This is a genomic window from Kitasatospora phosalacinea (assembly GCF_000716545.1).
Lineage (GTDB): Bacteria > Actinomycetota > Actinomycetes > Streptomycetales > Streptomycetaceae > Kitasatospora > Kitasatospora phosalacinea.
Genome location: NZ_JNWZ01000001.1, coordinates 40,238 through 66,135 on the forward strand (window position 1 = coordinate 40,238; position 25,898 = coordinate 66,135).

The 25,898-nt window shown below is 72.2% G+C and carries 23 protein-coding genes and 1 pseudogene; 20 read left to right on the forward strand and 4 right to left on the reverse strand.

All coding sequences use genetic code 11. The features are described from left to right. Positions 1-53 precede the first annotated feature (53 nt). The gene (gene thrS, locus OO48_RS00210; protein WP_033211543.1) at positions 54-2,033 is read left to right on the forward strand and encodes a threonine--tRNA ligase; all 1,980 of its coding nucleotides are present in this window, start codon (positions 54-56) and stop codon (positions 2,031-2,033) included. An 87-nt stretch (positions 2,034-2,120) separates the two neighbouring features. After that, positions 2,121-2,678: an HIT family protein gene (locus OO48_RS00215; protein WP_033211545.1), complete on the forward strand. Its 558-nt coding sequence runs from the start codon at positions 2,121-2,123 to the stop codon at positions 2,676-2,678. Between the two features lie 67 nt (positions 2,679-2,745). Here the strand turns inward: OO48_RS00215 and OO48_RS00220 are convergent, their stop codons facing one another. Continuing rightward, a complete protein-coding gene (locus OO48_RS00220; RefSeq protein ID WP_157845351.1) occupies positions 2,746-4,389 on the reverse strand; it encodes a hypothetical protein in 1,644 nt (547 codons plus the stop codon). 191 nt (positions 4,390-4,580) lie between these two features. On the opposite strand from OO48_RS00220, the gene OO48_RS00225 reads away from it, so the two are divergent. Then, positions 4,581-5,003: a thiol-disulfide oxidoreductase DCC family protein gene (locus OO48_RS00225; RefSeq protein WP_033211549.1), complete on the forward strand. Its 423-nt coding sequence runs from the start codon at positions 4,581-4,583 to the stop codon at positions 5,001-5,003. A 21-nt stretch (positions 5,004-5,024) separates the two neighbouring features. Here the strand turns inward: OO48_RS00225 and OO48_RS00230 are convergent, their stop codons facing one another. Beyond that, positions 5,025-7,037 (reverse strand): elongation factor G, encoded by a 2,013-nt coding sequence (locus tag OO48_RS00230; RefSeq protein WP_033211551.1) that lies wholly within the window; start codon positions 7,035-7,037, stop codon positions 5,025-5,027. 127 nt (positions 7,038-7,164) lie between these two features. Between OO48_RS00230 and pgsA the strand changes: the two genes are divergently transcribed. From pgsA to OO48_RS00315, 17 genes and pseudogenes are all read left to right on the forward strand, one after another. Further along, on the forward strand, positions 7,165-7,821 hold the full coding sequence (pgsA, locus tag OO48_RS00235; protein WP_033211553.1) for a phosphatidylinositol phosphate synthase: 657 nt from the start codon (positions 7,165-7,167) through the stop codon (positions 7,819-7,821). Further along, positions 7,818-8,723 carry a phosphatidylinositol mannoside acyltransferase gene (locus OO48_RS00240; RefSeq protein WP_033211554.1) on the forward strand — a complete coding sequence of 302 codons (906 nt, stop codon included), beginning with the start codon at positions 7,818-7,820 and terminating at the stop codon, positions 8,721-8,723. Before pgsA ends, OO48_RS00240 begins: the two co-directional genes overlap by 4 nt. After that, a complete protein-coding gene (locus tag OO48_RS00245; protein WP_033211556.1) occupies positions 8,720-9,892 on the forward strand; it encodes a glycosyltransferase in 1,173 nt (390 codons plus the stop codon). Before OO48_RS00240 ends, OO48_RS00245 begins: the two co-directional genes overlap by 4 nt. A gap of 29 nt (positions 9,893-9,921) precedes the next feature. Beyond that, on the forward strand, positions 9,922-10,287 hold the full coding sequence (locus OO48_RS00250; RefSeq protein WP_033211558.1) for a 5-carboxymethyl-2-hydroxymuconate Delta-isomerase: 366 nt from the start codon (positions 9,922-9,924) through the stop codon (positions 10,285-10,287). 19 nt (positions 10,288-10,306) lie between these two features. Continuing rightward, a complete protein-coding gene (locus OO48_RS00255) occupies positions 10,307-10,852 on the forward strand; it encodes a LemA family protein (RefSeq protein WP_033211560.1) in 546 nt (181 codons plus the stop codon). 146 nt (positions 10,853-10,998) lie between these two features. Further along, positions 10,999-11,910, forward strand: coding sequence for a pyridoxal 5'-phosphate synthase lyase subunit PdxS (gene pdxS / locus OO48_RS00260; RefSeq protein WP_033211561.1), 912 nt, complete (start codon positions 10,999-11,001; stop codon positions 11,908-11,910). Positions 11,911-12,008: 98 nt separating this feature from the next. After that, entirely contained in the window at positions 12,009-12,620 is a 612-nt protein-coding gene (pdxT, locus tag OO48_RS00265; protein ID WP_033211562.1) for a pyridoxal 5'-phosphate synthase glutaminase subunit PdxT, read from the forward strand. Between the two features lie 98 nt (positions 12,621-12,718). Continuing rightward, positions 12,719-13,474 (forward strand): YebC/PmpR family DNA-binding transcriptional regulator, encoded by a 756-nt coding sequence (locus OO48_RS00270; protein WP_033211564.1) that lies wholly within the window; start codon positions 12,719-12,721, stop codon positions 13,472-13,474. Between the two features lie 112 nt (positions 13,475-13,586). Continuing rightward, the gene (ruvC, locus tag OO48_RS00275; RefSeq protein WP_033211566.1) at positions 13,587-14,159 is read left to right on the forward strand and encodes a crossover junction endodeoxyribonuclease RuvC; all 573 of its coding nucleotides are present in this window, start codon (positions 13,587-13,589) and stop codon (positions 14,157-14,159) included. A 50-nt stretch (positions 14,160-14,209) separates the two neighbouring features. After that, entirely contained in the window at positions 14,210-14,821 is a 612-nt protein-coding gene (gene ruvA, locus OO48_RS00280) for a Holliday junction branch migration protein RuvA (protein ID WP_033211568.1), read from the forward strand. A 58-nt stretch (positions 14,822-14,879) separates the two neighbouring features. Next, entirely contained in the window at positions 14,880-15,965 is a 1,086-nt protein-coding gene (gene ruvB / locus OO48_RS00285) for a Holliday junction branch migration DNA helicase RuvB (RefSeq protein ID WP_033211570.1), read from the forward strand. 184 nt (positions 15,966-16,149) lie between these two features. Continuing rightward, entirely contained in the window at positions 16,150-16,554 is a 405-nt protein-coding gene (gene yajC, locus OO48_RS00290; protein ID WP_033211572.1) for a preprotein translocase subunit YajC, read from the forward strand. 148 nt (positions 16,555-16,702) lie between these two features. Beyond that, positions 16,703-18,499 carry a protein translocase subunit SecD gene (gene secD, locus OO48_RS00295; RefSeq protein WP_033211573.1) on the forward strand — a complete coding sequence of 599 codons (1,797 nt, stop codon included), beginning with the start codon at positions 16,703-16,705 and terminating at the stop codon, positions 18,497-18,499. Between the two features lie 3 nt (positions 18,500-18,502). Continuing rightward, positions 18,503-19,624 (forward strand): protein translocase subunit SecF, encoded by a 1,122-nt coding sequence (secF, locus tag OO48_RS00300; protein WP_033211574.1) that lies wholly within the window; start codon positions 18,503-18,505, stop codon positions 19,622-19,624. Between the two features lie 20 nt (positions 19,625-19,644). Beyond that, positions 19,645-20,199 (forward strand): adenine phosphoribosyltransferase, encoded by a 555-nt coding sequence (locus OO48_RS00305; protein WP_033211576.1) that lies wholly within the window; start codon positions 19,645-19,647, stop codon positions 20,197-20,199. 188 nt (positions 20,200-20,387) lie between these two features. After that, positions 20,388-22,679 (forward strand): annotated as a pseudogene (locus OO48_RS00310) (RelA/SpoT family protein); the annotation flags it as partial. Between the two features lie 84 nt (positions 22,680-22,763). After that, positions 22,764-23,555 carry a hypothetical protein gene (locus OO48_RS00315; protein ID WP_157845352.1) on the forward strand — a complete coding sequence of 264 codons (792 nt, stop codon included), beginning with the start codon at positions 22,764-22,766 and terminating at the stop codon, positions 23,553-23,555. A gap of 67 nt (positions 23,556-23,622) precedes the next feature. Here the strand turns inward: OO48_RS00315 and OO48_RS00320 are convergent, their stop codons facing one another. Further along, positions 23,623-24,852, reverse strand: coding sequence for a DUF349 domain-containing protein (locus OO48_RS00320; RefSeq protein ID WP_033211580.1), 1,230 nt, complete (start codon positions 24,850-24,852; stop codon positions 23,623-23,625). A gap of 208 nt (positions 24,853-25,060) precedes the next feature. Then, positions 25,061-25,825 (reverse strand): peptidylprolyl isomerase, encoded by a 765-nt coding sequence (locus OO48_RS00325; protein WP_033211582.1) that lies wholly within the window; start codon positions 25,823-25,825, stop codon positions 25,061-25,063. Positions 25,826-25,898 lie beyond the last annotated feature (73 nt).

Sequence of the window (25,898 nt, forward strand, 5' to 3'; positions counted from 1 at the left end):
CACGGTGCAGCGGTTCTGCTGCACCACGGTAGCCAGAACGTCAGGAGAGACCGGTGACGGACGTCCGGATCATCATCAACCGCGAACCCGATCGGGAAGAGCGCGTGGTGACCACGGGCACTACGGCCGCCGAGCTCTTCGCCGACGACCGCGCCGTGATCGCCGCCCGGGTCGGCGGCCAGCTCAAGGACCTCGCCTACGCCGTCCGGGACGGCGACGAGGTCGAACCCGTCGTGATCTCCAGCCCCGACGGCCTCGACATCCTGCGGCACTCCACCGCCCACGTGATGGCCCAGGCCGTCCAGCAGGTCTTCCCCGAGGCCAAGCTCGGCATCGGCCCGCCCGTCCGCGACGGCTTCTACTACGACTTCGACGTCGAGCGGCCCTTCCAGCCGGACGACCTCAAGGTCATCGAGAAGAAGATGCAGGAGATCATCAAGCGGGGACAGAAGTTCTCCCGCCGCGTGGTCACCGACGAGGCCGCCCGCGAGGAGCTCGCCAAGGAGCCCTACAAGCTCGAACTGATCGGCCTCAAGGGCTCGGCCGCCACCGCTGGCGAGGGCGCGGACGTCGAGGTCGGCGCCGGTGAGCTCACCATCTACGACAACCTCGACCCGAAGACCGGCGAGCTCTGCTGGGGCGACCTCTGCCGCGGCCCGCACCTGCCCAGCACCCGGCACATCCCGGCCTTCAAGCTGATGCGCTCCGCCGCCGCGTACTGGCGCGGCAGCGAGAAGAACCCCATGCTGCAGCGCCTCTACGGCACCGCGTGGCCCACCAAGGACGAGCTCAAGGCCCACCTCGACTTCCTCGAGGAGGCCGCCAAGCGCGACCACCGCAAGCTCGGCAACGAGCTCGACCTGTTCTCCATCCCCGAGCAGATCGGCTCCGGCCTCGCCGTCTTCCACCCCAAGGGCGGCATCATCCGCCGCACCATGGAGGACTACTCGCGCAAGCGCCACGAGGAGGAGGGGTACGAGTTCGTCTACACCCCCCACGCCACCAAGGGGAAGCTGTTCGAGACCAGCGGCCACCTCGACTGGTACGCCGACGGCATGTACCCCCCCATGCAGCTGGACGAGGGCGTCGACTACTACCTCAAGCCGATGAACTGCCCGATGCACAACCTGATCTTCGACGCGCGCGGCCGCTCCTACCGCGAACTGCCGCTGCGCCTCTTCGAGTTCGGGACGGTCTACCGCTACGAGAAGTCCGGCGTCGTGCACGGCCTGACCCGCGCCCGCGGCTTCACCCAGGACGACGCGCACATCTACTGCACCCGCGAGCAGATGGCCGAGGAGCTGGACCGCACGCTGACCTTCGTGCTGGACCTGCTGCGCGACTACGGCCTGAACGACTTCTACCTGGAGCTGTCCACCAAGGACCCGGAGAAGTTCGTCGGGTCGGACGAGGACTGGGAGGAGGCCACCGCCGTCCTCGCCAGCGTGGCCGAGAAGCAGGGCCTCCCGCTGGTGCCGGACCCGGGCGGCGCGGCCTTCTACGGCCCGAAGATCTCGGTGCAGGCGCGCGACGCGATCGGCCGGACCTGGCAGATGTCGACCGTGCAGCTCGACTTCAACCTGCCGAACCGCTTCGACCTCGAGTACACCGCGGCGGACGGTTCGCGGCAGCGTCCGGTCATGATCCACCGGGCGCTGTTCGGTTCGATCGAGCGCTTCTTCGCGGTGCTGCTGGAGCACTACGCGGGCGCCATGCCGCCGTGGCTGGCCCCGGTCACCGTCACCGGCATCCCGATCACCGACGAGCACGTGCCGTACCTGCTGGACGTGGCGGCCGAGCTGAAGAAGCACGGGATCCGGGTCGAGGTCGACACCTCGGACGACCGGATGCAGAAGAAGATCCGCAACGCGCAGAAGACCAAGGTCCCGTTCATGCTGATCGCGGGCAACGACGACGTCGAGGCCGGCGCGGTGTCGTTCCGCTACCGCAGCGGCGAGCAGAAGAACGGCGTGCCGAAGGCCGAGGCGATCGCCGAGATCGTCGAGGCGGTGCGCAGCCGGGTGCAGGTCTGATCCCGGCGGGACGGGCCTGAGCGAGGTGCGGGGCGGACTCCTTGGGGAGTCCGCCCCGCACTGCTCTGTTCGTGGGCTGTGGCGCATATGCTGGCGGGCATGACGAGTGAGCCGGAACTGCAGCGGGGCGTGGGGGAGCCGGACGGCTTCCGTCGCCTGTGGACACCTCATCGGATGGCGTACATCCAGGGCGAGAACAAGCCCACCGGGCCGGCTCCCGACGACGGTTGTCCGTTCTGCTCGATCCCGAAGCTGAGTGACGAGGAGGGGCTGATCGTCCAGCGCGGGGAGTCGGTGTTCGCGGTGCTGAACCTGTACCCGTACAACGGCGGGCACCTGATGGTGGTGCCGTACCGGCACGTCGCGGACTACACCGAGCTGGACGGGCCGGAGACGGCGGAGCTGGGGGAGTTCACCAAGAAGGCGATGACGGCGCTGCGGGCGGCCTCGGGGGCGCACGGGTTCAACATCGGGATGAACCAGGGGGCGGCCGCCGGAGCGGGGATCGCCGCGCACCTGCACCAGCACGTGGTGCCGCGCTGGGGCGGGGACACCAACTTCATGCCGGTGGTGGGGCACACCAAGGTCCTGCCGCAGCTGCTGGGGGACACCCGGAAGATGCTGTCCGAGGTGTGGCCGGTCTGACGGAAGCGTTCAGGGGCGTACGGGAGGTTCCCCGTACGCCCCTGCTGCTCGTCCGCGCCGGGCCGGGTCAGCCGGCGTCGTACTTGTCGGCGCGGTAGGGGCGGGAGCCCTGGATCTCGCTGCGCAGGATGTTGGAGCGGTTGGTGAAGCGGTCGACGGCGACGTCGTGCTCCTCGAGGAACTCGATCACGGCGGCGTGGATGATGCCGACGACGGGGCGGGGCAGGTAGATGGTGTCGTCGGACTTGTAGCGGCTGTTCCAGGTCGGGTCGGCCCAGGCCTGGCGCAGGCAGAGGGGTTCGGGGAAGGCGATCGAGCCGCCGAGCCACTTCAGCAGGCCGGGGACCTTGTGGAAGGGGGCGCGGACGGCCTGCCGGACGACCTCGTCGTCGGTGACGACCGGGAGTTGGACGGTGCGGTTCTCCCAGAACACCAGCGTCTTGGGGACGTCCTTCTCGGGGACCTTCGGCTTGGCGGTGAAGTAGCCGTTGATCGGGCCGAGGGTGTGCGGGGTGACGTGGATCTGCAGGTTGCGGGAGAGCACCATCACGTTGATGACGATGGTGGCGACCAACTGGCCCTTGTGCAGGACGAACTGGACGGCGATCCGGTGCCGGGTGTCGGTGCCGAGGCTCTGCTTGCTGGCGAGCTCCTGGACGGCGAAGTCGCGCATCCGGTCGCCGTCCATGTCGGGGCCGGAGGGGCGGCCGATCTCGTCGGCGCCCTCGCCGATGTCCAGCACCACCCAGTGGCTGATCTGCGGGCGGGGCAGGCCGCCGTTGGGGACGTCGCTGCTGGTCAGGCCGGAGAGGCGGTCGGCGATGCGGCGGGTGAGGTCGGCGACGTGGAAGGTCCGGAAGTCGTCGTGGCCCTCGGCGGGGCGGAGGTCCTCGGTCATGGACCACTCGGACCAGCGGGCGCCGATGCCGAGGATGCCCTTGGGGCCGGCGTAGTGCTGGATGTTGGTGGCCTGCTCGGTGGTGAGGCGGTCCAGACCGGCCTTGAGGGCGTTGGCCTTCTTGTCGAGGTGGTCCTTGGGGACGGCCTTGGGGACGACGGCGGCCACCGGGCTGCCGCCGACCAGGTCTCCCCAGCGGGCGCGCTGCTCCATGACGCTGGTGACGACGGTGCGCTTGGCGAGGTACCAGCCGAGGGCGGGGCCGAGCATCACGACCCGGAGGTAGAGGCCGAGCGGGCCGGAGTAGGGCGGGATGACCAGCAGGTACAGCGCGAGGGCGAGGGCGAGCAGCAGGGCCAGGGTGCCGATGAAGCCGTCGCGGGCGGCGGACTTCTTGCTGCCGAGCCAGGCGCGGGCCTGGTAGGCGGCGAGCCAGACCAGGGTGCCGGGCAGGAACAGCACGCCGAAGAACAGGCTCAGGCCGGCCAGCCTGCGGTCCCGGGCCTCGCGCAGGTCCTGGGCGGCGAGGCAGTGTTCGACGACCAGCCGGACGTCGGTGCCGTGCGAGGGGACCAGCGGTTTGCGGCCGCCGCCGAGGGTGCGGTCGATCAGGGCGCGGCTGAAGGCTTCGCCGGCGCTGGGGCGGAACAGCGCGAACTTGCCCTTCTTGACCGTGACTCCGGCGAGCGCCTCGAGTTCCGTGACGTCGCCGGTGCGGTAGGCGGCGGAGGAGAACGCCTGCGTGACCGCGGTCTGGTTCCCGACGTCCGAGCGTGGTACCTGTGCGCCCGGCGTCATGTCGAGCTGAGTCACCTGTGCAGCTCCTTCTCCCCTGATCGATCTGCGGCAGGTTACCGTGCGGGGGCCGGGCCGTGCGGATCATCGGCTGATCCCGGGTCACATATCGGCCGTGCTCGGCGTTTTCGGGGAGATGCTGCCCCGTGCGGGCGGCTTCGACGCCCCCGGTTTGTCGGCGGGTGCCGAGGAGGTGGAGTATCACGGGCATGACGAGTGCGTACGCACCGGGGCCGGTGCTGGTTTTCGACGGTGATTGCGCGTTCTGCTCCAGCTGCGTGCGGTGGGCGGAGCGTTACCCGCGGCAGAGCCTGTCCTCGGCGGGCTGGGAGGCGGTGGCGTTCCAGTTCGCGGACATGGCGGCGCTGGAGGAGTTCACCGGCGGGGAGGTGACGGCGGAGCGGGCCTCGCGGGAGGTGCTCTGGGTGACGCCGGACCGCCGGGTGTACGGCGGGGCGCAAGCGGTGGCGCGGCTGCTGATGCGGTCGGGCGGGCTGTGGGCGTGGGCCGGCGGGGTGCTGGCGCTGGCGCCGGTGCGGCCGGTGGCGGAGGCGGTCTACCGCTGGGTGGCGGAGAACCGGGACCGGATGCCGGGCGGCACTCCGGCGTGCGCGCTGCCGCGCCGGTCGTAGCGGGGCCCCGGCGGCCGGGGTTCAGCCGGCGGTGTGCCGGGCGGCGAGGTGGGCGGGCATCGGTGCGTGCCGCAGGTAGGCGCGGGTGAACTGGCCGGTTCCGTGCGACAGCGAGCGCAGGTCGAGCGGGTAGCGGACGAGTTCGAGTTCGGGCACTTCGGCGCGGACCAGGCTGAGGCCGGGTCCGCCGATCTCGGTGCCCAGGACGTGTCCGCGGCGGGCGGAGAGGTCGGTGAGGACGGCGCCCTGGTACTCGTCGGGCAGCAGGACGCGCACTTCGTCGACGGGTTCGAGGACTTCGACCGAGGTGTGGTCGGCGGCTTCCTTGAGGGCGAGGGCGGCGGCGGTCTGGAAGGCGGCGTCGGAGGAGTCGACGGAGTGCGCCTTGCCGTCGGTGAGGGTGACCTTGACGTCGGTCATCGGGTGGCCGCGCAGGCCCTGGGCGAGTTGGGCGCGGACGCCCTTCTCGACGGAGGGCACGAAGTGGCGGGGGACGGCGCCGCCGACGACGCGGTCGACGAATTCGAAGCCGCCGCCGGGCAGCGGTTCGACGGTGAGGTCGCAGACGGCGTACTGGCCGTGGCCGCCGGACTGTTTGACGTGCCGGCCGTGGCCGTCGGCGGGGGCGGCGAAGGTCTCGCGGAGGGCGACCTCGTAGGGGACGGCGTCGACGTGGACGCCGTGGCGGTGGGTGAGGCGGTCGAGGGTGACGGCGAGGTGGGCCTCGCCGGTGCACCACAGGACGAGTTGGCCGGTGTCGGGGTTCTGTTCGACGCGCAGGGCCGGGTCCTGGGCGGAGAGCCGGCCGAGGGCCTGGGAGAGCCGGTCGTCGTCGGCCTTGGAGCGGGCCCGGACGGCGGTGGGGAGCAGGGCTTCGGGCAGCGGCCAGGGCGGTAGGACGGTGTCCCCGGTGGTGAGGGTGTCGCCGGTGCGGGCGGTGGTGAGCTTGGTGACGGTGGCGAGGTCTCCGGCGACGGCGTGCGGGACGGGGCGCAGTTGGCGGCCGAACGGGCTGTGCGGGGCGGTGAGGCGCTCCTCGGTGCCGTCGGGGAGGTGGGCGGCGGTGTCGGGGCGCAGGGTGCCGGCGAAGACCTTGAGCAGGCTGAGCCGGCCGAGGTAGGGGTCCTCGCCGGTGTGGACGACCTGGGCGGTCAGGGGCGCGTCCGGGTCCGCCGCGGGGAGGTCGTCGACGCGGTCGGCGGGGGAGGGGAAGGCGTCGGCGACCAGGTCGAGCAGGGCGTCGCAGCCGGTGCCGTCGGGGGCGGTGGCGAGGACGGGGTGCAGGGTGCCGGCCAGCAGTTCGCGGCGCAGTCCTGCGGTGAGGGCGGCGGTGTCGAGCGGCTCCCCGTCGAGGTAGCGGGCGAGCAGGGCGTCGTCCTCGCCGGCGAGGGCTTCGACCAGGCGGGCGCGCTCGTCGTCCGGGGCGGGGGCGTCCTCGGGGGTGCCGTACGTCCGGCCGGTGAGCAGGTCGGTGCCGCCGTGCAGGTGGCCGTCGCGCAGGTCGACGTGGTGCAGGAGGCGGACGGTGTCGGGGGTGCCGAGGGTGTCCTGGAGCGTCCGCAGGACGTCGTCGAGGCGGACCCGGGCGGTGTTCAGGTGGGTGAGGACGATCGCGCGGGGGAGGCGGGCGTCCTCGCACTGCCGCCACAGGGCGCGGACGGGGCCGGGGACGTCGGGGTCGGCGGCGGAGTGGACGAACAGGGCGGCTTCGGCGGTGCGCAGGGCGGCCTGGAGCTCGCCGGCGAAGTCGGCGTAGCCGGGGGCGTCGACCAGGTTGACCTTGAGGCCGCGCCAGGGCAGGGGCAGCAGGGCGAGTTGGACGGAGCGCTGCTGCTGGTGCTCGATGTCCTCCCAGTCGGCGGCGGTGGTGCCGTCGGGGACGGTTCCCGGTCTGGTCAGGACGCCGGCGGTGCGGGCGAGTGCTTCGGCGAGGGTGGTCTTCCCGGCTCCGCCGGCGCCGACCAGGACCACGTTGCGGAGCAGGTCGGGGCGGTCGGCGGGTGGTGCGGGGGTGTGGGCCGTCCGGTCCGGCATGGCTGGCCTCCTGCCGCTCGATCAGCGTGGATACCATTGTCCAGCCGGGCGGGTCCATTCGCGCGGCCGCCCGGCGGGCGAGCGGTCCGCGGGTGCCAATCCGAGGAGCGGAGCGGACCGGAAGGCCATGCTCAACAAGTACGCGCGTGCCTTCTTCACACGTGTCCTCACCCCGTTCGCCGCGCTGCTGCTGCGGTGGGGTGTCAGTCCGGACGCGGTCACGCTGATCGGTACGGCCGGGTCGGTGGCCGGCGCCCTGGTGTTCTTCCCGCGCGGGGAGTTCTTCTGGGGCGTGATCACGGTGACCCTGTTCATCTTCTCCGACCTGGTGGACGGCAACATGGCCCGCCAGGCGGGCCGCTCCAGCAAGTGGGGCGCGTTCCTGGACTCGACGCTGGACCGGGTCGCCGACGCGGCGATCTTCGGCGGTCTGGCGATGTGGTACGCCGGGGGCGGGAACGACGACCTGCTGTGCGCGGTGTCGATCTTCTGCCTGGCCAGCGGCCAGGTGGTGTCGTACACCAAGGCGCGCGGCGAGTCGCTGGGCTTCCCGGTGAACGTCTCGGGGCTGGTGGAGCGGGCCGAGCGGCTGGTGATCAGCCTGACCGCGGCCGGGTTCGCGGGCCTGCACAAGTTCGGGGTGCCGTACATCGAGTGGCTGCTGCCGATCGCCCTGTGGGCGGTCGCGGCGGGCAGCCTGGTGACGGTGGCGCAGCGGATGCTGACCGTGCGCCGGGAGTCGGCGGAACTGGAGGCGGCGGCCGCCGCCGAGGGGGGCAAGTGAAGGAACGGTTGGTCGACGCCGCCTACGCGGCGGGCTGGGCGGGGCTGAAGCACCTGCCCGAGCCGGTGGCCCGGCGCCTGTTCGACGCCATCGCCGACGCGGCGTGGCGGCGGCAGGGCAAGGGGGTGCGGCAGTTGGAGGCCAACCTGTCGCGGGTGCACCCGGACGCGGACGGGATCCGGTTGCGGGAGCTGTCCCGGGCCGGGATGCGCTCGTACATGCGGTACTGGATGGAGTCGTTCCGGCTGCCGACCTGGAGCCGGGAGCGGATCGCCGGCGCCATAACGGTGAAGAACCTGGAGCAGCTGAACGAGGCGATGGCGGCGGGGCGGGGCGCGGTGCTGGCGCTGCCGCACATGGCGAACTGGGACTTGGCGGGGGCGTGGATCGCCTCGGCGGGCGGGCTCCCGTTCACCACGGTCGCCGAGCGGTTGAAGCCGGAGTCGCTGTTCGACCGGTTCGTGGCGTACCGGGAGAGCCTGGGCATGGAGGTGCTGGCGCTGACCGGCTCCCAGGTCTCGGTGGTCGGGACGCTGGCGCGGCGGCTGCGCGAGGGGAAGCTGGTGTGCCTGGTGGGCGACCGGGACCTCTCGGAGGCCGGGATCCGGGTGGACTTCTTCGGCGAGCCGACCCGGATGCCGGCCGGTCCGGCGGCGCTGGCGCAGCGGACGGGGGCGGCGCTGTTCCCGGTGTCGCTCTGGTACGACGGTCCGGTGCTGCGGGCCGAGGTGCACCCGGAGGTGAAGCCGTCCGGCGAGGGGTCGCGGCAGGAGCAGGCCGCCGCGATGACCCAGGCGATGGCGGACGTGTGGGCGGGCGCGATCCGCGAGCACTCGGTGGACTGGCACATGCTGCAGAAGCTGTGGCTGTCCGACCTGACGCCGCGGGGGGCGGAGCGTTGAGGATCGGCGTGGTGTGCCCGTACGACTGGGACGTGCCCGGCGGGGTGCAGTTCCACATCCGGGACTTGGCGGAGCACCTGATCCGGCTCGGGCACGAGGTGTCGGTGCTGGCGCCGGCCGAGGACGAGGAGGCGCTGCCGCCGTACGTGGTCTCGGCGGGGCGGGCGGTGGCGGTGCCGTACAACGGGTCGGTGGCGCGGCTGAGCTTCGGGTTCCTGTCGGCGGCCCGGGTGCGGCGCTGGCTGCGCGAGGGCCGGTTCGACGTGCTGCACGTGCACGAGCCGAACTCGCCGTCGCTGTCGATGCTGGCGGCGTGGGCGGCGACCGGTCCGATGGTGGGGACGTTCCACACCTCGAACCCGCGCTCGCGGGCGATGATCGCGGCCTCGCCGATCCTGCAGCCGGGCCTGGAGAAGATGTCGGGCCGGATCGCGGTGTCGGAGTACGCCCGGCGGACGCTGGTGGAGCACCTGGGCGGGGACGCGGTGGTGATCCCGAACGGCGTGGACGTGCGGTTCTTCGCGGACGCCGAGCCGGATCCGCGCTGGCAGGGCGGCGCCGCCGGGGGCGGGCCGGGCACGATCGGCTTCATCGGCCGGATCAACGAGCCGCGCAAGGGCCTGCCGACGCTGCTGGCCGCGCTGCCGCGGATCCTGGCCGAGCGCCCGGGCGTGCGGCTGCTGGTCGCGGGCAGGGGCGACGAGGAGGAGGCGGTGGCGGGCCTGGCGCCCGAGGTGCGGGCGCAGGTCGAGTTCCTCGGCATGGTCTCGGACCGGGACAAGGCGCGGCTGCTGCGCTCGGTGGACCTGTACGTGGCGCCGAACACCGGCGGCGAGTCCTTCGGCATCATCCTGGTCGAGGCGATGTCGGCCGGCGCGCCGGTGCTGGCCAGCGACCTGGACGCGTTCCGGCAGGTGCTGGACGGCGGCGCGGCCGGCGAGCTGTTCCCGGTGGAGGACGCGGACGCGCTGGCCGCCGCGGCGGTGAAGCTGCTGGGCAGCCCCGAGCGGCTGCTGGCGCTGCGCGAGGCGGCGTCCCGGCACGTGCGGCGCTTCGACTGGGAGACGGTCGGCGCCGAGGTGCTCTCGGTGTACGAGACGGTCACCGACGGGCGGCCGCCGGTGGCCGAGGTCGAACCGTCCGGCCGCCGTCCGCGTCCGAGTCGTTGACCAGTCCCGTCCGGAAGAGGTAGCCCCGCATGCCGTTGATCACCGTTGACTACACCGACCGGCTCGCCGGGGCCTTCGACCGGCGGGGCTTCGGCCTGGCCCTGAACCGGCTGGCGGTGAAGCTGCTGGACGCCAAGGCGGACAGCTGCAAGACCCGGTTCCGGCGCACCGAGGAGGCCGTGGTCGGGGCGGACGCCGAGACGTTCGCGCTGGTCGCGATCGGGGTCGAGATCTTCCCGGGCCGCAGCGCGGCGGCCAAGGCGGCGCTGAGCGAGGCGGTGCTGGCGGCGCTGCCCGCGTACCTGGGGGCGGGTGCCGGGCCGGTGCAGGCCACCGTCGCGGTGGGCGAACTGGACAGCGCCGCCTACCGTTCGGCGACCCTCGGGCTCGGCTGAGCCGGTACCGTAGCGCCCCGTGGCTACCTGGATCTGGGCCGTTGCGGCCGTCGCACTGTTCGCCGTCTACCTGAGCTGGACGGCGGGCAGGCTGGACCGGCTGCACGCCCGGATCGACGCCGCCCGGGCCTCGCTGGACGCCCAACTGCTGCGCCGCGCCTCGGTGGCGGTGGAGCTGGCCACCTCCTCTTTGCTCGACCCGGCCGCGTCGATCGTGCTGCTGGAGGCGGCGCACGCGGCCCGGCAGGCCGAGCCCGATCAGCGCGAGGTGGCCGAGAGCGAGCTGAGCCTGGCGCTGCGGGCGGTGCTGGACGAGCCGGAGCAGGTCACCGCGGTGCGCGAGGCGCCGGGCGGCGAGGAGGCGGTGCGCGACCTGGTCGAGGCGGTGCGCCGGGTGCCGATGGCGCGGCGCTTCCACAACGACGCGGTGCGGGCGGCGCGGGCGGTGCGCGAGCACCGGCTGGTGCGCTACTTCCGGCTGGCGGGGAGCGCCCCGTTCCCGTTGGCCTTCGAGATGGACGACGAACCCCCGGCGGCACTCACGCCCGAGGGCGCGCCCGCGTAGGCTGAACCCGTTTCCTGCCGCAGCCGGGTCGCTGGCCTGATTGTCGTACGCCGGGGACGGCCCTGGACCATGTGGCGTATGGGTCGTGGTGTCTCCGGGCCTACGATAGACCGATAGCACCGGTTCATCCCTGAGTGAGGTCTTACGTGTCCACCACCCCCACTTCCGCCGAGCAGCCCCAGGTCGGCACCGCCCGCGTCAAGCGCGGCATGGCCGAGCAGCTCAAGGGCGGCGTGATCATGGACGTGGTCAACGCCGAGCAGGCGAAGATCGCCGAGGACGCCGGTGCGGTCGCGGTCATGGCCCTGGAGCGGGTTCCGGCCGACATCCGCAAGGACGGCGGCGTGGCCCGGATGTCCGACCCGAACATGATCGAGGAGATCATCGACGCGGTCTCCATCCCGGTGATGGCTAAGTCCCGGATCGGCCACTTCGTCGAGGCCCAGGTCCTGCAGTCGCTGGGCGTCGACTACATCGACGAGTCCGAGGTGCTCACCCCGGCCGACGAGGTCAACCACTCCGACAAGTGGGCCTTCACCACCCCCTTCGTCTGCGGCGCCACCAACCTGGGCGAGGCGCTGCGCCGGATCGCCGAGGGCGCGGCCATGATCCGCTCCAAGGGCGAGGCCGGCACCGGCAACGTGGTGGAGGCCGTCCGCCACCTGCGCCAGATCAAGAACGAGATCGCCAAGCTGCGCGGCTTCGACAACAACGAGCTGTACGCCGCCGCCAAGGAGCTGCGCGCCCCGTACGAGCTGGTCCGCGAGGTCGCCGAGCTCGGCAAGCTCCCGGTCGTGCTGTTCTCGGCGGGCGGCGTGGCCACCCCGGCCGACGCCGCGCTGATGCGCCAGCTCGGCGCCGAGGGCGTGTTCGTCGGCTCCGGCATCTTCAAGTCGGGCGACCCGGCCAAGCGCGCCGCCGCCATCGTCAAGGCCACCACCTTCTTCGACGACCCGAAGATCATCGCGGACGCCTCCCGCAACCTGGGCGAGGCCATGGTCGGCATCAACTGCGACACCCTCCCGGAGACCGAGCGCTACGCCAACCGCGGCTGGTAAGCGCCCACGCGTCCGGCCCGCCGTGCGAGTTCCCGGCACGGCGGGCCGCTGCGTGGCGTCCGGGCCCTGTAGTTCGAGAACGAAGAGGTAGTGAGACCGTGAGCACCCCCACCATCGGCGTCCTGGCCCTGCAGGGCGATGTCCGCGAGCACCTGGTGGCGCTGGCCGCCGCCGACGCGCTGGCCCGGCCGGTGCGCCGTCCGGAGGAGCTGGCCGAGGTCGACGCCCTGGTGATGCCCGGTGGCGAGTCCACCACCATCTCCAAGCTGGCCGTGCTGTTCGGCCTGATGGCGCCGCTGCGCGAGCGGGTCGCGGCCGGCATGCCGGTGTACGGCACCTGCGCGGGCATGATCATGCTGGCGGACAAGATCCTGGACGGCCGGGACGACCAGGAGACCGTCGGCGGCATCGACATGACCGTCCGCCGCAACGCCTTCGGCCGGCAGAACGAGTCCTTCGAGACCGCCATCCCGTTCACGGGCCTGGCCGGCGACCCGGTCACCGGCGTGTTCATCCGCGCCCCCTGGGTCGAGGCGGTCGGCGCGGGCGTCGAGGTGCTCGCCGAGGTCCCGGCCGCGGACGGCCCGGACGCCCGGATCGTCGCGGTCCGCCAGGGCAACCTGCTGGCCACCTCCTTCCACCCGGAGCTGACCGGCGACCACCGCGTCCACGAGTACTTCGTGCGGATGGTCGAGGCCGCCGGTCGCTGAGCGCCCCGGGCGGCGCGGTGACCGTGTGCCACCTGATGGTGCGGCACCGGTAAGATCTCCCCTGTTCATTTCCCATTGGCGACGAAAAGGAGCTGGCGATGTCCGGCCACTCTAAGTGGGCTACCACCAAGCACAAGAAGGCCGCGATCGACGCCAAGCGCGGCAAGCTCTTCGCCAAGATGATCAAGAACATCGAGGTGGCGGCCCGCACCGGCGGCGGTGACCCGGCCGGCAACCCGACGCTCTACGACGCCATCCAGAAGGCGAAGAAGAGCTCCGTCCCGATCGACAACATCAACCGGGCGGTCAAGCGCGGCTCCGGCGCCGAGGCCGGCGGCGCCGACTACTCGACGATCATGTACGAGGGCTACGGCCCCAACGGCGTGGCCGTCCTGATCGAGTGCCTCACCGACAACCGCAACCGCGCCGCCTCCGACGTGCGCGTGGCGATGACCCGCAACGGCGGCAGCATGGCCGACCCGGGCTCGGTCTCCTACCTGTTCAACCGCAAGGGCGTGGTGATCGTCCCCAAGGCCGACGGCGTGGACGAGGACAAGATCCTGGACGTCGTGCTGGACGCCGGTGCCGAGGAGGTCAACGACCTGGGCGAGGCCTTCGAGGTGATGTCCGAGGCCACCGACATGGTCGCGGTCCGCACCGCCCTGGTCGACGCGGGCATCGACTACGACTCCGCCGACGCCAACTTCGTCCCCAGCATGCAGGTCGAGCTGGACGCCGAGGGCGCCCGCAAGATCTTCAAGCTGATCGACGCGCTGGAGGACAGCGACGACGTGCAGAACGTCTTCGCCAACTTCGACGTCTCCGACGAGATCATGGCCGAGCTGGACGCCTGATCCCCGGTCGTCCCCCGCCCGGTGGCCGCTGGTGGCTGCCGGGCGGAAGCGTGTCCGGGGCCGGTTGTCGGTGGCCGGGGGTAACCTGCGCAGGTCGAGGAGAGGTGGCGCCGTGCGAGTGCTGGGTGTGGACCCCGGGCTGACCAGGTGCGGCGTCGGAGTGGTCGAAGGGCTGCCGGGGCGGCAGTTGGCGATGCTCGGCGTCGGCGTGGTGCGCACGCCCGCCGAGGACGAGATCGGCCCCCGGCTGCTGGCCATCGAACAGGGCCTGGAGTCCTGGCTCGACCGGTACTCGCCCGAACTCGTCGCCGTGGAGCGGGTGTTCGCCCAGCACAACGTCCGCACCGTGATGGGCACCGCGCAGGCCTCCGCCGTCGCCGTGCTGTGCGCGACCCGCCGCGGCATCCCCGTCACGCTGCACACCCCCAGCGAGGTCAAGGCCGCCGTCACCGGCTCCGGCCGGGCCGACAAGGCCCAGGTCACCGCCATGGTCACCCGCATCCTGCGGCTCGACGCCCCGCCCAGGCCCGCCGACGCGGCGGACGCCCTCGCCCTGGCCATCTGCCACATCTGGCGCGGCGGCACCACCAACCGCCTCACGGCCGCGATCAAGGCCCACGGTACCGGCGGCTCGTGGCACGGTGCCGGGGCGCCGGGCCGCCCGCGAAGTTCCCCGCGCCCCTGACGGCCCGGGACGCACCAAGCATCGGAACCATCGAGAGGAACGACTTCGCCATGATCGCCTTCGTGCAGGGCCCGGTTGCGGTGCTGGGGGCCGGGGTGGCCGTGGTGGAGGTCGGCGGGGTGGGGATGGCGGTGCAGTGCACGCCGGCCACGCTGGCCGCGCTGCGGGTGGGGGAGCCGGCCCGGCTGGCGACCTCGCTGGTGGTCCGGGAGGACTCGCTGACGCTGTTCGGGTTCGCCGACGACGACGAGCGGGCCACGTTCGAGGTGCTGCAGGCCGCGCCCGGGGTCGGTCCGAAGCTGGCCCAGGCGATCCTCGGGGTGCACTCGCCGGAGGCGCTGCGGGTGGCGGTGGCGGCCGGCGACGAGAGGGCGCTGATCGCGGTGCCCGGCATCGGCAAGGCGAAGGCGGCCAAGCTGCTGCTGGAGTACAAGGACAAGCTCGGCGCCCCGCACGGCACCGTCCCGGCGCAGAAGCCGGTGGCGTCCGGCCCGGCACCCTGGCACGAGCAGCTGCACTCCGCGCTGGTGGGCCTGGGCTACGCTCCGCGGGAGGCGGACGAGGCGGTGGCCCGGGTGGCACCGGAGGCCGAGGCGCAGTCCGTGCCGGACGTCGGCGCCCTGCTGCGGCTGGCCCTGCGCGGGCTGAACCGGGCCCGCTGAACAGCGCCGAAGCAATGTGACGACACGTCACCAAGTCGACATGGAGAGCGGTTTTCCGATGAGCCCGTACGAGTCCGACCCCGTTGACCGCCTGGTGACGGCGTCCGCCGACGGCGAGGACCAGGCGGTGGAGGCCGCGCTGCGGCCGAAGCTGCTGGAGGAGTTCATCGGGCAGGAGCGGGTGCGCGAGCAGCTCTCGCTGGTCCTGCAGGCGGCCCGCAAGCGCGGCTCGGCGCCGGACCACGTGCTGCTGAGCGGCCCGCCCGGGCTGGGCAAGACCACCCTGTCGATGATCATCGCGGCCGAGCTGAACGCCCCGATCCGGATCACCTCGGGCCCGGCGATCCAGCACGCGGGCGACCTGGCGGCGATCCTGTCCTCGCTGACCGAGGGCGAGGTGCTGTTCCTCGACGAGATCCACCGGATGTCCCGGCCCGCCGAGGAGATGCTCTACATGGCGATGGAGGACTTCCGGGTCGACGTGATCGTCGGCAAGGGCCCCGGCGCCACCGCGATCCCGCTGGAGCTGCCGCCGTTCACCCTGGTCGGCGCGACCACCCGGGCCGGCCTGCTGCCGCCGCCGCTGCGCGACCGCTTCGGCTTCACCGGCCACATGGAGTTCTACGCCCCGGCCGAGCTGGAGCGGGTGGTGCACCGCTCGGCGGGCCTGCTGGACGTGGAGATCGACCCGGCGGGCGCGGCCGAGATCGCCGGCCGCTCGCGCGGCACGCCCCGGATCGCCAACCGGCTGTTGCGCCGGGTGAGGGATTTCGCGCAGGTCCGGCACGACGGCCTGGTCTCGCGGGAGATCGCCGCGCGGGCGCTGGAGGTCTACGAGGTCGACGCGCGCGGCCTGGACCGGCTGGACCGGGCGGTGCTGGAGGCGCTGATCAAGCTGTTCGGCGGCGGCCCGGTGGGCCTGTCCACGCTGGCGGTGGCGGTCGGCGAGGAGTCGGAGACGGTCGAGGAGGTGGCCGAGCCCTTCCTCGTCCGGGAGGGCCTGCTGGCGCGCACCCCGCGCGGGCGGATCGCCACCGCGGCGGCCTGGCAGCACCTGGGGCTGACCCCGCCGCAGGCACCGGGGGCGCCGGGGGCGGCGCGGAACGTTCAGCAGAACGGCCTCTGGGGCGACGGCCAGGCATAACACCGGCGCCTTATCGGGAGTTTATGTGCATGCCAAGGCTCGCCACTTCCGGCGGCACACTGGCATGCTTGGCGTTGTCCGTTCAGTGCGGGTCGCCTAGACTCCGCCGGACCGCCCCAGTCACCCGACGGGCCGACGTATACGCACTGGCTGCCACCCCGGCGGCCTACAAAGGACCCTGGCTGTGCAATTCATCATCCTTCTCCTCCCGCTCCTCGCCATCTTCCTGATGATGCGCTCGCAGAAGAAGCGTCAGGCCCAGATGCAGAGCATGCAGACCGCCCTGCAGCCCGGCTCGGGGGTCCGCACCATCGGCGGGATGTACGCGCTGGTGAAGGCGGTCAACGACGAGACCGTCGAGCTGGAGGTCGCCCCCGGTGTGGTGGCCCACTACACCAAGGGCGCGATCGCGGCCGTCCTGGAGCCGCTGGAGTACGACGCGATCATCAACGGCCGCCCCGCCGAGGACGAGGCCGTCGAGGACCCGGCCGGCGCGGACGCCGTGGAGGGCGCGGACGCCGACGAGAAGCCGCTGAGCCTGTCCAAGGACGAGGCGAAGGCCGACGCCGAGGCTCCCGAGAGCAAGTAGTACGGTCGGGGCACCCTCGACCGAGCGGCATCCGCCGCAAGCCCAACAGGACCTCTTGGGCCGTCGTGCGTCCGCCGCCTTCCGGCCCCGCCCAGCGCGGGGCCGGAGGCCGGCCGCCGGGCGGCATGGACAGGGAGAAACGAGCAAGGTGGCAACACCCAAGTCGCGGTCGCGCGACGGATACCCGGGACGGGCGCTGGCGCTCATCCTGGTGGTCACCGTCGGCCTTGTGGCCCTCATGTTCGGGACGGACAGCACCAAGCCACGTCTCGGTATCGACCTCGCGGGCGGTACCAGCGTCACGCTGACCGCCAAGTCGGATGATCCTTCCGCGGTCAACAAGACCAACCTGGACACCGCGGTCAACATCATCCAGAAGCGCGTCAACGGCATGGGCGTCTCCGAGGCGGAGGTGCAGACCCAGGGCAACGCGAACATCATCGTCAACATCCCCGACGGTGGTAACACGCAGCAGTCCATCGACAAGGTCGGCGACACCGCCAAGCTCTACTTCCGCCCGGTGCTGACCGCCGAGCCGTCCGGCGTGGCCGCGCAGCAGCCGGACCCGTCCGCCTCCGCCTCCGCGGGCGCCTCGGCCGCCCCGAGCGCGGGCGCCTCCGCGAGCGCCGGCAGCGGCGCCTCCGCCCCCGCGAGCGCCTCCGCCTCCGCCTCCGCCACCAAGGCCGGCCGCGCCCTCTCCGGCGCGCTGCAGGCCGACCCGACGGCCTCCGCCTCCGCGGGCGCCTCCGCCTCCGGGTCCGCCCCGGCCCAGCCGAGCGCCTCGGCCGGCGCCTCCGGCGAGGCCTCGGCCCCCGCCGCCGCGCCGACCCCGGACGCCGAGACCGCCGCGCTGCAGCAGAAGTACGCCGCGCTGGACTGCACCGACAAGGCGCAGCGCCTCAACTACCAGACCAGCGACCCGACCAAGCCGGCCCTCGCCTGCTCGTACGACGCCGAGCAGGGCCTCTGGTACAAGTTCGTGCTCGGCGGCGTCGCCGTGAACGGCTCGGACGTCACCAAGGCGCAGGCCGTGTACGACAACCAGACCGGCAAGGGCTGGATGGTCGACCTGTCGTTCAACGACACCGGCTCCAAGGCCTTCGCCGACACCACCAAGCAGCTGGCCACCCAGTCCTCCCCGGCCAACCAGTTCGCGATCGTGCTGGACGGCCAGGTCGTCTCGCACCCGTACGTGTCGGAGTCGATCACCGGCGGCACCGCCGTGATCAGCGGCACCTTCACCTCGGACGAGGCCAAGTCGCTGTCGAACGTGCTGAGCTACGGCGCGCTCCCGCTGGACTTCGTCAAGAGCGACGTCACCACGGTCTCCCCGCAGCTCGGCTCCGAGCAGCTGAAGGCCGGCCTGGTCGCCGGTCTGATCGGCATGGTCCTGGTGGTCGCCTACTCGCTGGTCTACTACCGCGGCCTGGGCCTGGTCTCGATCGCCGGCCTGGTCGTCTCGGCGATCCTGACCTGGTCGATCATGAGCCTGCTGGGCGCGGGCATCGGCTTCGCGCTGAACCTGCCCGCGGTCTGCGGCGCGATCGTCGCGATCGGCATCACCGCCGACTCGTTCATCGTGTACTTCGAGCGGATCCGGGACGAGGTCCGCGAGGGCGCCCAGCTCCGGGCCGCCGTGCAGCGCGCCTGGCCGCGGGCCCGGCGCACCATCCTGGTCTCGGACTTCGTGTCCTTCCTCTGCGCCGCGGTGCTCTACCTGGTGTCGGTCGGCAAGGTGCAGGGCTTCGCCTTCACGCTGGGCCTGACCACCCTGCTCGACGTCGTGGTGATCTTCCTGTTCACCAAGCCGCTGATCAGCCTGCTCGCCCGCACCAAGTTCTTCGCCAGCGGCCACCCGTGGTCCGGCCTGGACCCGAAGCGGCTCGGCGCCCGCCCGCCGCTGCGGAGCTCCCGCCGCCGTCCCACCACCACCCAGGAGGTCTGACCCATGTCGCTCCGCAACATCGGTCACCGCCTCTACCAGGGCGAGGTCTCCTTCGACTTCGTCGGCAAGCGGAAGATCTGGTACTCGATCTCCGGGGTCATCGTCCTGGTGGCGGCCATCGGCCTGGCCATGGGCCTGCACCTGGGCATCGAGTTCAAGGGCGGCTCGGTCTACACCGTGCACAAGCCCGGCCTGTCGGCCTCCCAGGCCAAGGACACCGCCGACCGGATCATCGGCTCGCACACCGCCCTGGCGCAGACCACGGACAAGGGTGACGTCCGGATCCAGGTCAGCGCCCAGGAGTCGATCCCGGCCACCACCTTCACCAAGGAGTTCTCGCAGGCGATCGGTGTCCAGGAACAGGACATCAACGCCCAGGTGATCGGCCCCTCCTGGGGCGCCGACATCTCCAAGAAGGCGCTGACCGGCCTGATCGTCTTCATGGTCCTGGTCACCGTCTACATGGCGATCGCCTTCGAGTGGCGGATGGCGCTGGCCGCCCTGGTCGCCCTGATCCACGACCTGCTGATCACCATCGGCGTCTACGCCCTGGTCGGCTTCGAGGTCACCCCGGGCACCGTGATCGGCTTCCTGACCATCCTCGGCTACTCGCTCTACGACACGGTCGTCGTCTTCGACACCGTGAAGGAGAACACCCGGGGCCTCACCAAGCAGAACCGCCGCACCTACAGCGAGGCCGCCAACCACGGCCTCAACCAGACCCTGGTGCGCTCCATCAACACCACGGTCGTGGCGCTGCTGCCGGTCTCCGCGCTGCTGTTCATCGGCGGCGGCCTGCTCGGCGCCGGCACCCTGAACGACATCTCGCTGGCCCTGTTCATCGGCCTCGCCGCCGGTGCCTACTCCTCCATCTGCGTGGCCACCCCGCTGCTCGCGCAGCTCAAGGAGCAGGCCCCGGACATGAAGGCGCTGGCCAAGCGGGTCGCCCAGCGCCGGGCCGCCGAGGCCAAGGCCGCGGCCGAGGGCCGGGACAGGGGCGCCGACGGTGAGGATGCCGACAGTGCGGACGGCACCGGCGAGGAGGTCGCGGCCGGTATGGTCGGACAGCGTAACCAGCCGACCGGCCGCGCCCGGGGCAAGGGCCGACCGTCCGGCAAGCGCTGACCCTCCGCGAAGGAACCCCCGTGACCTCCACCACCGATCCCGCCCTCTCCGAGCTGCTCAACAGCCGGATCCGGGACGTGCAGGACTACCCCAAGCCGGGCGTCCTGTTCAAGGACATCGCCCCCCTGCTGGCCGACGCCGAGGCGTTCGGCACGCTGACCCGGGCGCTGGCCTCGCGGGCGGTGGAGCTCGGCGCCACCAAGGTGGTCGGGCTGGAGGCGCGGGGGTTCGTCCTCGCCGCCCCGGCCGCGTTCGCCGCCGGGCTCGGGTTCGTCCCGATCCGCAAGAAGGGCAAGCTGCCCGGCCGGGTGTTCTCCCGCTCGTACGACCTGGAGTACGGGTCGGCGACGCTGGAGGTCCAGTGCGACGCGTTCGAGCCGGGCGAGAAGGTCCTGGTGGTGGACGACGTGCTGGCCACCGGCGGGACGATCGCGGCCTCGCTGGACCTGGTCCAGGAGACCGGGGCCGAGCTGGTCGGCGTGGTGGTGCTGATGGAGCTCGGCTTCCTGACGGGGCGCGCGAAGCTCGCCCCGCACCTGCACGGTGCACCGCTGGAGACGCTCGTCGTGGTGTGAGGACGCGCCGTTCGAGAGCCGCCCGGGAACGGAACCGTTCCCGGGCGCTCGCGTTCCCGGGGCGGCCGCGCCGCCGCGGGGGCGCGCGCTGTCGGTACGATGAAGGTTGATCCGACGTAGGAGTGTCCTTGCCCGACGAGGTTGTGCCCACGGCCGCTGCCGCCAGTTCCCGCCCCTCCCCGGGCGGGATGCGGGCTCGGCTCGCCCGGCTGGGCGGACAGCGCAGTTCGATGGTCAACCCGGTGCTGGAGCCGCTGTTCCGGACGATCCGGGCCAACGACCCCAAGGCCGACCCGGGGCTGCTGAAGGACATCGAGCGGGCGTACGCCGTCGCGGAGAAGTGGCACCGCGGGCAGAAGCGCAAGAGCGGCGACCCGTACATCACCCACCCGCTGGCGGTGGCGACCATCCTGGCCGAGCTGGGGATGGACGCGCCGACGCTGATGGCCGGGCTGCTGCACGACACCGTCGAGGACACCGACTACGGCCTGGAGACGCTCCGGCAGGACTTCGGCGACTCGGTGGCGCTGCTGGTCGACGGCGTGACCAAGCTGGACCGGGTCAAGTTCGGCGAGGCCGCGCAGGCGGAGACCGTCCGCAAGATGGTCGTGGCGATGGCCAAGGACCCGCGGGTGCTGGTGATCAAGCTCGCCGACCGGCTGCACAACATGCGCACGATGCGCTACCTGAAGCGGGAGAAGCAGGAGAAGAAGGCCCGCGAGACGCTGGAGATCTACGCCCCGCTGGCGCACCGGCTGGGCATGAACACCATCAAGTGGGAGCTGGAGGACCTGGCCTTCGCCATCCTCTACCCCAAGATGTACGACGAGATCGTCCGGCTGGTGGCCGAGCGCGCCCCCAAGCGCGACGAGTACCTGGCCACCGTGATCGACCAGGTGCAGGGCGACCTGCGCGGGGCCCGGATCACCGGGCAGGTGACCGGGCGGCCCAAGCACTACTACTCGGTCTACCAGAAGATGATCGTCCGGGGCCGGGACTTCGCCGAGATCTACGACCTGGTGGGCATCCGGGTCCTGGTCGACACCGTCCGCGACTGCTACGCGGCGCTGGGCACCATCCACGCGCGGTGGAACCCGGTGCCCGGGCGGTTCAAGGACTACATCGCGATGCCCAAGTTCAACATGTACCAGTCGCTGCACACCACGGTGATCGGCCCCGGCGGCAAGCCCGTCGAACTCCAGATCCGCACCTTCGACATGCACCGGCGGGCCGAGTACGGCATCGCCGCGCACTGGAAGTACAAGCAGCGCGCGGTGGCCGGCGCCTCCAAGGTGCGCACCGACACGCCCACCCACGGGCGGCAGCACGACAAGGCCGACGCGGTCAACGAGATGGCCTGGCTGCGGCAGCTGCTGGACTGGCAGAAGGAGACCGAGGACCCGAGCGAGTTCCTGGAGTCGCTGCGCTTCGACCTGTCCAGCAACGAGGTCTTCGTCTTCACCCCGAAGGGCGACGTGATAGCGCTGCCCGCGCAGGCCACCCCGGTGGACTTCGCGTTCGCGGTGCACACCGAGGTCGGCTACCGGTGCATCGGCGCCCGGGTCAACGGCCGGCTGGTGCCGCTGGAGTCGACGCTGGAGAACGGCGACACGGTCGAGGTGTTCACCTCCAAGGCGGAGAACGCCGGCCCGTCCCGGGACTGGCTGAGCTTCGTCAAGTCGCCCCGGGCCCGCAACAAGATCCGCGCCTGGTTCTCCAAGGAGCGCCGCGAGGAGGCCATCGAGCAGGGCAAGGAGTCGATCGCCCGGGCGATGCGCAAGCAGGGCCTGCCGATCCAGCGGATCCTCACCGGCGACTCGCTGGTCACCCTGGCCCACGAGATGCGCTACCCGGACATCTCCTCGCTGTACGCGGCGATCGGCGAGGGCCACGTCGCCGCGCAGGCGATCGTCCAGAAGCTGGTCCAGGCGATGGGCGGCGAGGAGGGCGCGGTCGAGGACCTCGCCGAGACCGCCACCCCCTCGCACCAGCCGCGCGCGATGCGCCGGCGCGCCAAGGGCGACCCGGGCGTCATCGTCAAGGGCGTGGACGACGTGTGGGTCAAGCTGGCGCGCTGCTGCACGCCGGTGCCCGGCGACCCGATCGTCGGCTTCATCACCCGCGGCAACGGCGTCTCGGTGCACCGGGCGGACTGCGTCAACGTGGAGTCCCTCCAGCAGCAGCCCGAGCGGATGATCGAGGTCGAGTGGGCGGCCACCCAGTCCTCGGTCTTCCTGGTCGCCATCCAGGTGGAGGCGCTGGACCGCTCCCGGCTGCTCTCCGACGTCACCCGGGTGCTCTCCGACCAGCACGTCAACATCCTGTCGGCGGCCGTCCAGACCTCCCGCGACCGGGTCGCGATGAGCCGGTTCACCTTCGAGATGGGCGACCCCAAGCACCTGGGGCACGTGCTCAAGGCGGTGCGCGGCGTCGAGGGCGTGTACGACGTCTACCGGGTCACCTCGGCCCGCAACAAGTAGCCGGGAGCCGCCGCTCCGGTCGCCGCCCGCCCCCGCCCCGCCGACACTGGCCGGGTGGGGGCGGTCTGGCTTCCGGGAGGCAGCGTGCACGGGATACGGGTGGTGACGGCGGTGGCCGGCGCGGCGGTGGCCGCGGTGCTGGCGGCCGGGTGCGGCAGCGGCGGCACGGGCGCCGGCGGCGCCCCGGCGAGCGGCACCGGCAGCGCGGTGACGGCCTCCGCGGCGGCCGCCACCGGGGCCGGCGACAACGGGGTGGCCCAGCTGCCCGCGGACGAGGTGCTGCGGCAGGCCGTGCAGGCCCTCAAGGACGCCGGATCGGTCCGGGCGGCCGGCTCGGTGACCGGCGAGGGCGCCCGGATCGACATGGACCTGCGGATGGACGCCTCGGGCGACTGCACCGGCACGCTCGGCCAGGCCGGCACCGGCAGCTTCCAGGTGGTCAAGGCCGGCCAGGACCTGTGGGTCAAACCCGACCGCGAGTTCTGGCAGGGCCACGGCGGCGACGCGATGGCCCAGCTGGTCGGCGACCGCTACCTGAAGACCACCGCCGACAACCCGGACTTCGGCGAGATCGCGAGCCTGTGCGACCTGGGCGCGCTGGCCGACAGCCTCGGCACCGGCAAGACCGGCCTGACCAAGGGCACCCCCACCACCGTGGCCGGCCGCCCGGCCCTCACCCTGACCGCCGACTCCGGCAGCGGCACCGTGTACGTGGCCACCACCGGCTCGCCGGTGCCGCTGAAACTGGAGAAGGCCACCGGGACGGTCGAATTCGGCGACTTCGGCACCCCGGTGCCCAGCGCCACCCCCGGGCCCGACCAGAGCCTGGACCTGGACCAGCTGCAGTCGCCCGCCTCCTCGCCCACGGTGGTGTGACGCGACGCCGGAGGGGCCCCCGCCGCGTGGCGGGGGCCCCTCCGGAGCACGGTCGGTCGGGAGCCGGTCAGGAGGTGAACTCCTGCAGCGACTTCTGCGCCTGGTCGAGCAGCACCTGACGGCCCTCCAGCTCGGCCTCCAGCTTGGCCGCCTTGGAGGTGTTGCCCGCCGCCCGGGCCTTGTCCAGGTCGGCGCGGAGCTTGTCGACGGCGGCCTGCAGCAGGGCGGTCATGCCGGTGGCACGGGCCCGCGCCTCCGGGTTGGAGCGCTGCCACTCGGCCTCCTCGGCCTCGCGGACGGCGCGCTCCACCGCGGCCAGCCGGCCGTCCAGCTTCGGGCGGGCGTCGCGCGGGACGTGGCCGATGGCCTCCCAGCGCTCGGAGACGTCGCGCAGCGCGGCCTTGGCGGCCTTCAGGTCGGTGATCGGCAGGATCGCCTCCGCCTCGACCAGCAGCGCCTCCTTGGCCTTCTGGTTCTCGCCCTGCTCGGCGTCGCGCTCGGAGAACGCGGCGGACCGGGCCTGGAAGAAGACGTCCTGGGCGCCGCGGAAGCGGGCCCACAGCTCCTCCTCCGCGTCCCGCTGGGCGCGGCCGGCGGCCTTCCACTGCGTCATCAGGTCGCGGTAGGCGGCGGCGGTCGGACCCCACTCGGTGGAGCCGGACAGCGCCTCGGCCTGCGCCACCAGCTTCTCCTTCACCGAACGGGCCGACTCGCGCTCGGAGTCGAGCGCCGCGAAGTGCGCCTTGCGGTGCTTGGAGAACACCGAGCGGGCGTGCGAGAAGCGGTGCCACAGCTCGTCGTCGCTCTTGCGGTCCAGGCGCGGCAGCGCCTTCCAGCTGTCGACCAGGGCGCGCAGCCGGTCGCCGGCCTCCCGCCACTGGTTGGACTCGGCGAGCTGCTCGGCCTCGGCGACCAGCGCCTCCTTGGCGGCCCGGGTCTCCTCCTGGGCCTTCGCCCGGGCGGCCTTGCGCTCGGACTGCCGGGCCTCGATCTCCCCGGCCAGGGTGTCCAGTCGGGCGGCCAGCGCGGCCAGGTCGCCGACCGCGTGGGCCTCGGTGACCTGGGCGCGCAGGTGCTCCAGCGCGGTCTGCGCCTCCTTGGCGGCCAGGTCGGTCTTGCGCACCCGGTGCTCCAGGAGGGCGGTCTCCGCCTCCAGGCCCTGGAACTTGCGCTCGAAGTAGGCGAGGGCCTCCTCGGGGGAGCCGGCCTGCCAGGAGCCGACCTGGCGTTCGCCGTCGGCCGTCCTCACGTAGACGTTCCCCTGCTCGTCGACACGGCCCCACGGGTCGCTGCTCACAGCGCCTCCTCCACATGACGCCACGCCCACGGGCGGGAGCGTCGTCCACAGTTGATGTGCGGCGGACCGGTGGAGTCCGCCGTCCCGAGCCGTCGTTTCGGTTGTGCCGAGGGCGACGGCCGACGGTCAGGGCACCCTATACAACAGCAACATAGGCGACCAGCGCCGGTGCTGTCCGCATCCGGCGCCGGTCGATTTTCGCGGCGGATCAGCCCTTGGCGGTGGTGATGCTGGTGATGTTGACCGGGGTCGCGGGCGCGCCGTCGCCGGTACCGCCGCCCTTGACACCTGCGTCGGCGATCTTCTGCAGCGCGTCCAGGCCGCCGGTGATGGTGCCGAACGGGGTGTAGCTGGGCGGCAGTTGGGTGTCCTTGTAGACCAGGAAGAACTGGCTGCCGTTGGTGTTCGGGCCGGAGTTGGCCATCGCCACGGTGCCCGCCGGGTAGGTCGCGCCGGTCAGGTTCTCGTCGGCGAACTTGTAGCCGGGGCCGCCCGATCCGGTGCCGGTCGGGTCGCCGCACTGCAGGACGAAGATGCCCTCCGTGGTCAGGCGGTGGCACTTGGTGCCGTCCCAGAACTGCTGACCCGCCAGGAACACGAAGGAGTTGACGGTGTGCGGCGCCTTCGCCGCGTCGAGGGTGAAGGTGACCTTGCCCGCCGAGGTGTCCATCGTCGCGGTGTACTTGGCCGCGGTGTCGATCGTCATCGCGGGCTCGGCGGCCCACTGCTTGCCGGAGACCGACGGGGACGGCGCCGGGGTCGGAGCGGCGGAGGCGGCCTTGTCGTCCTTCTTGTCCGAGTCGAACACCCCGCCGGCGACGGTCGCCACGCCCGCGACCACCACCACGGCCAGGACCGCGGCGACGACCGCGGTGCGCTTCCTGCGCTTGGCGGCCGCCTCGGCGCGCGCCTGCACCTGGCGCTCGTACTTCTCACGGGCGAGCTGCCGCCGCCGCTGTTCGCTGCTGACCACCGGACGTGTCTCCTGCCGGGCTGTTGGGAACGGGAACCTGTTGTCGCGTGCGGATCATCGCACCCGACGGCGG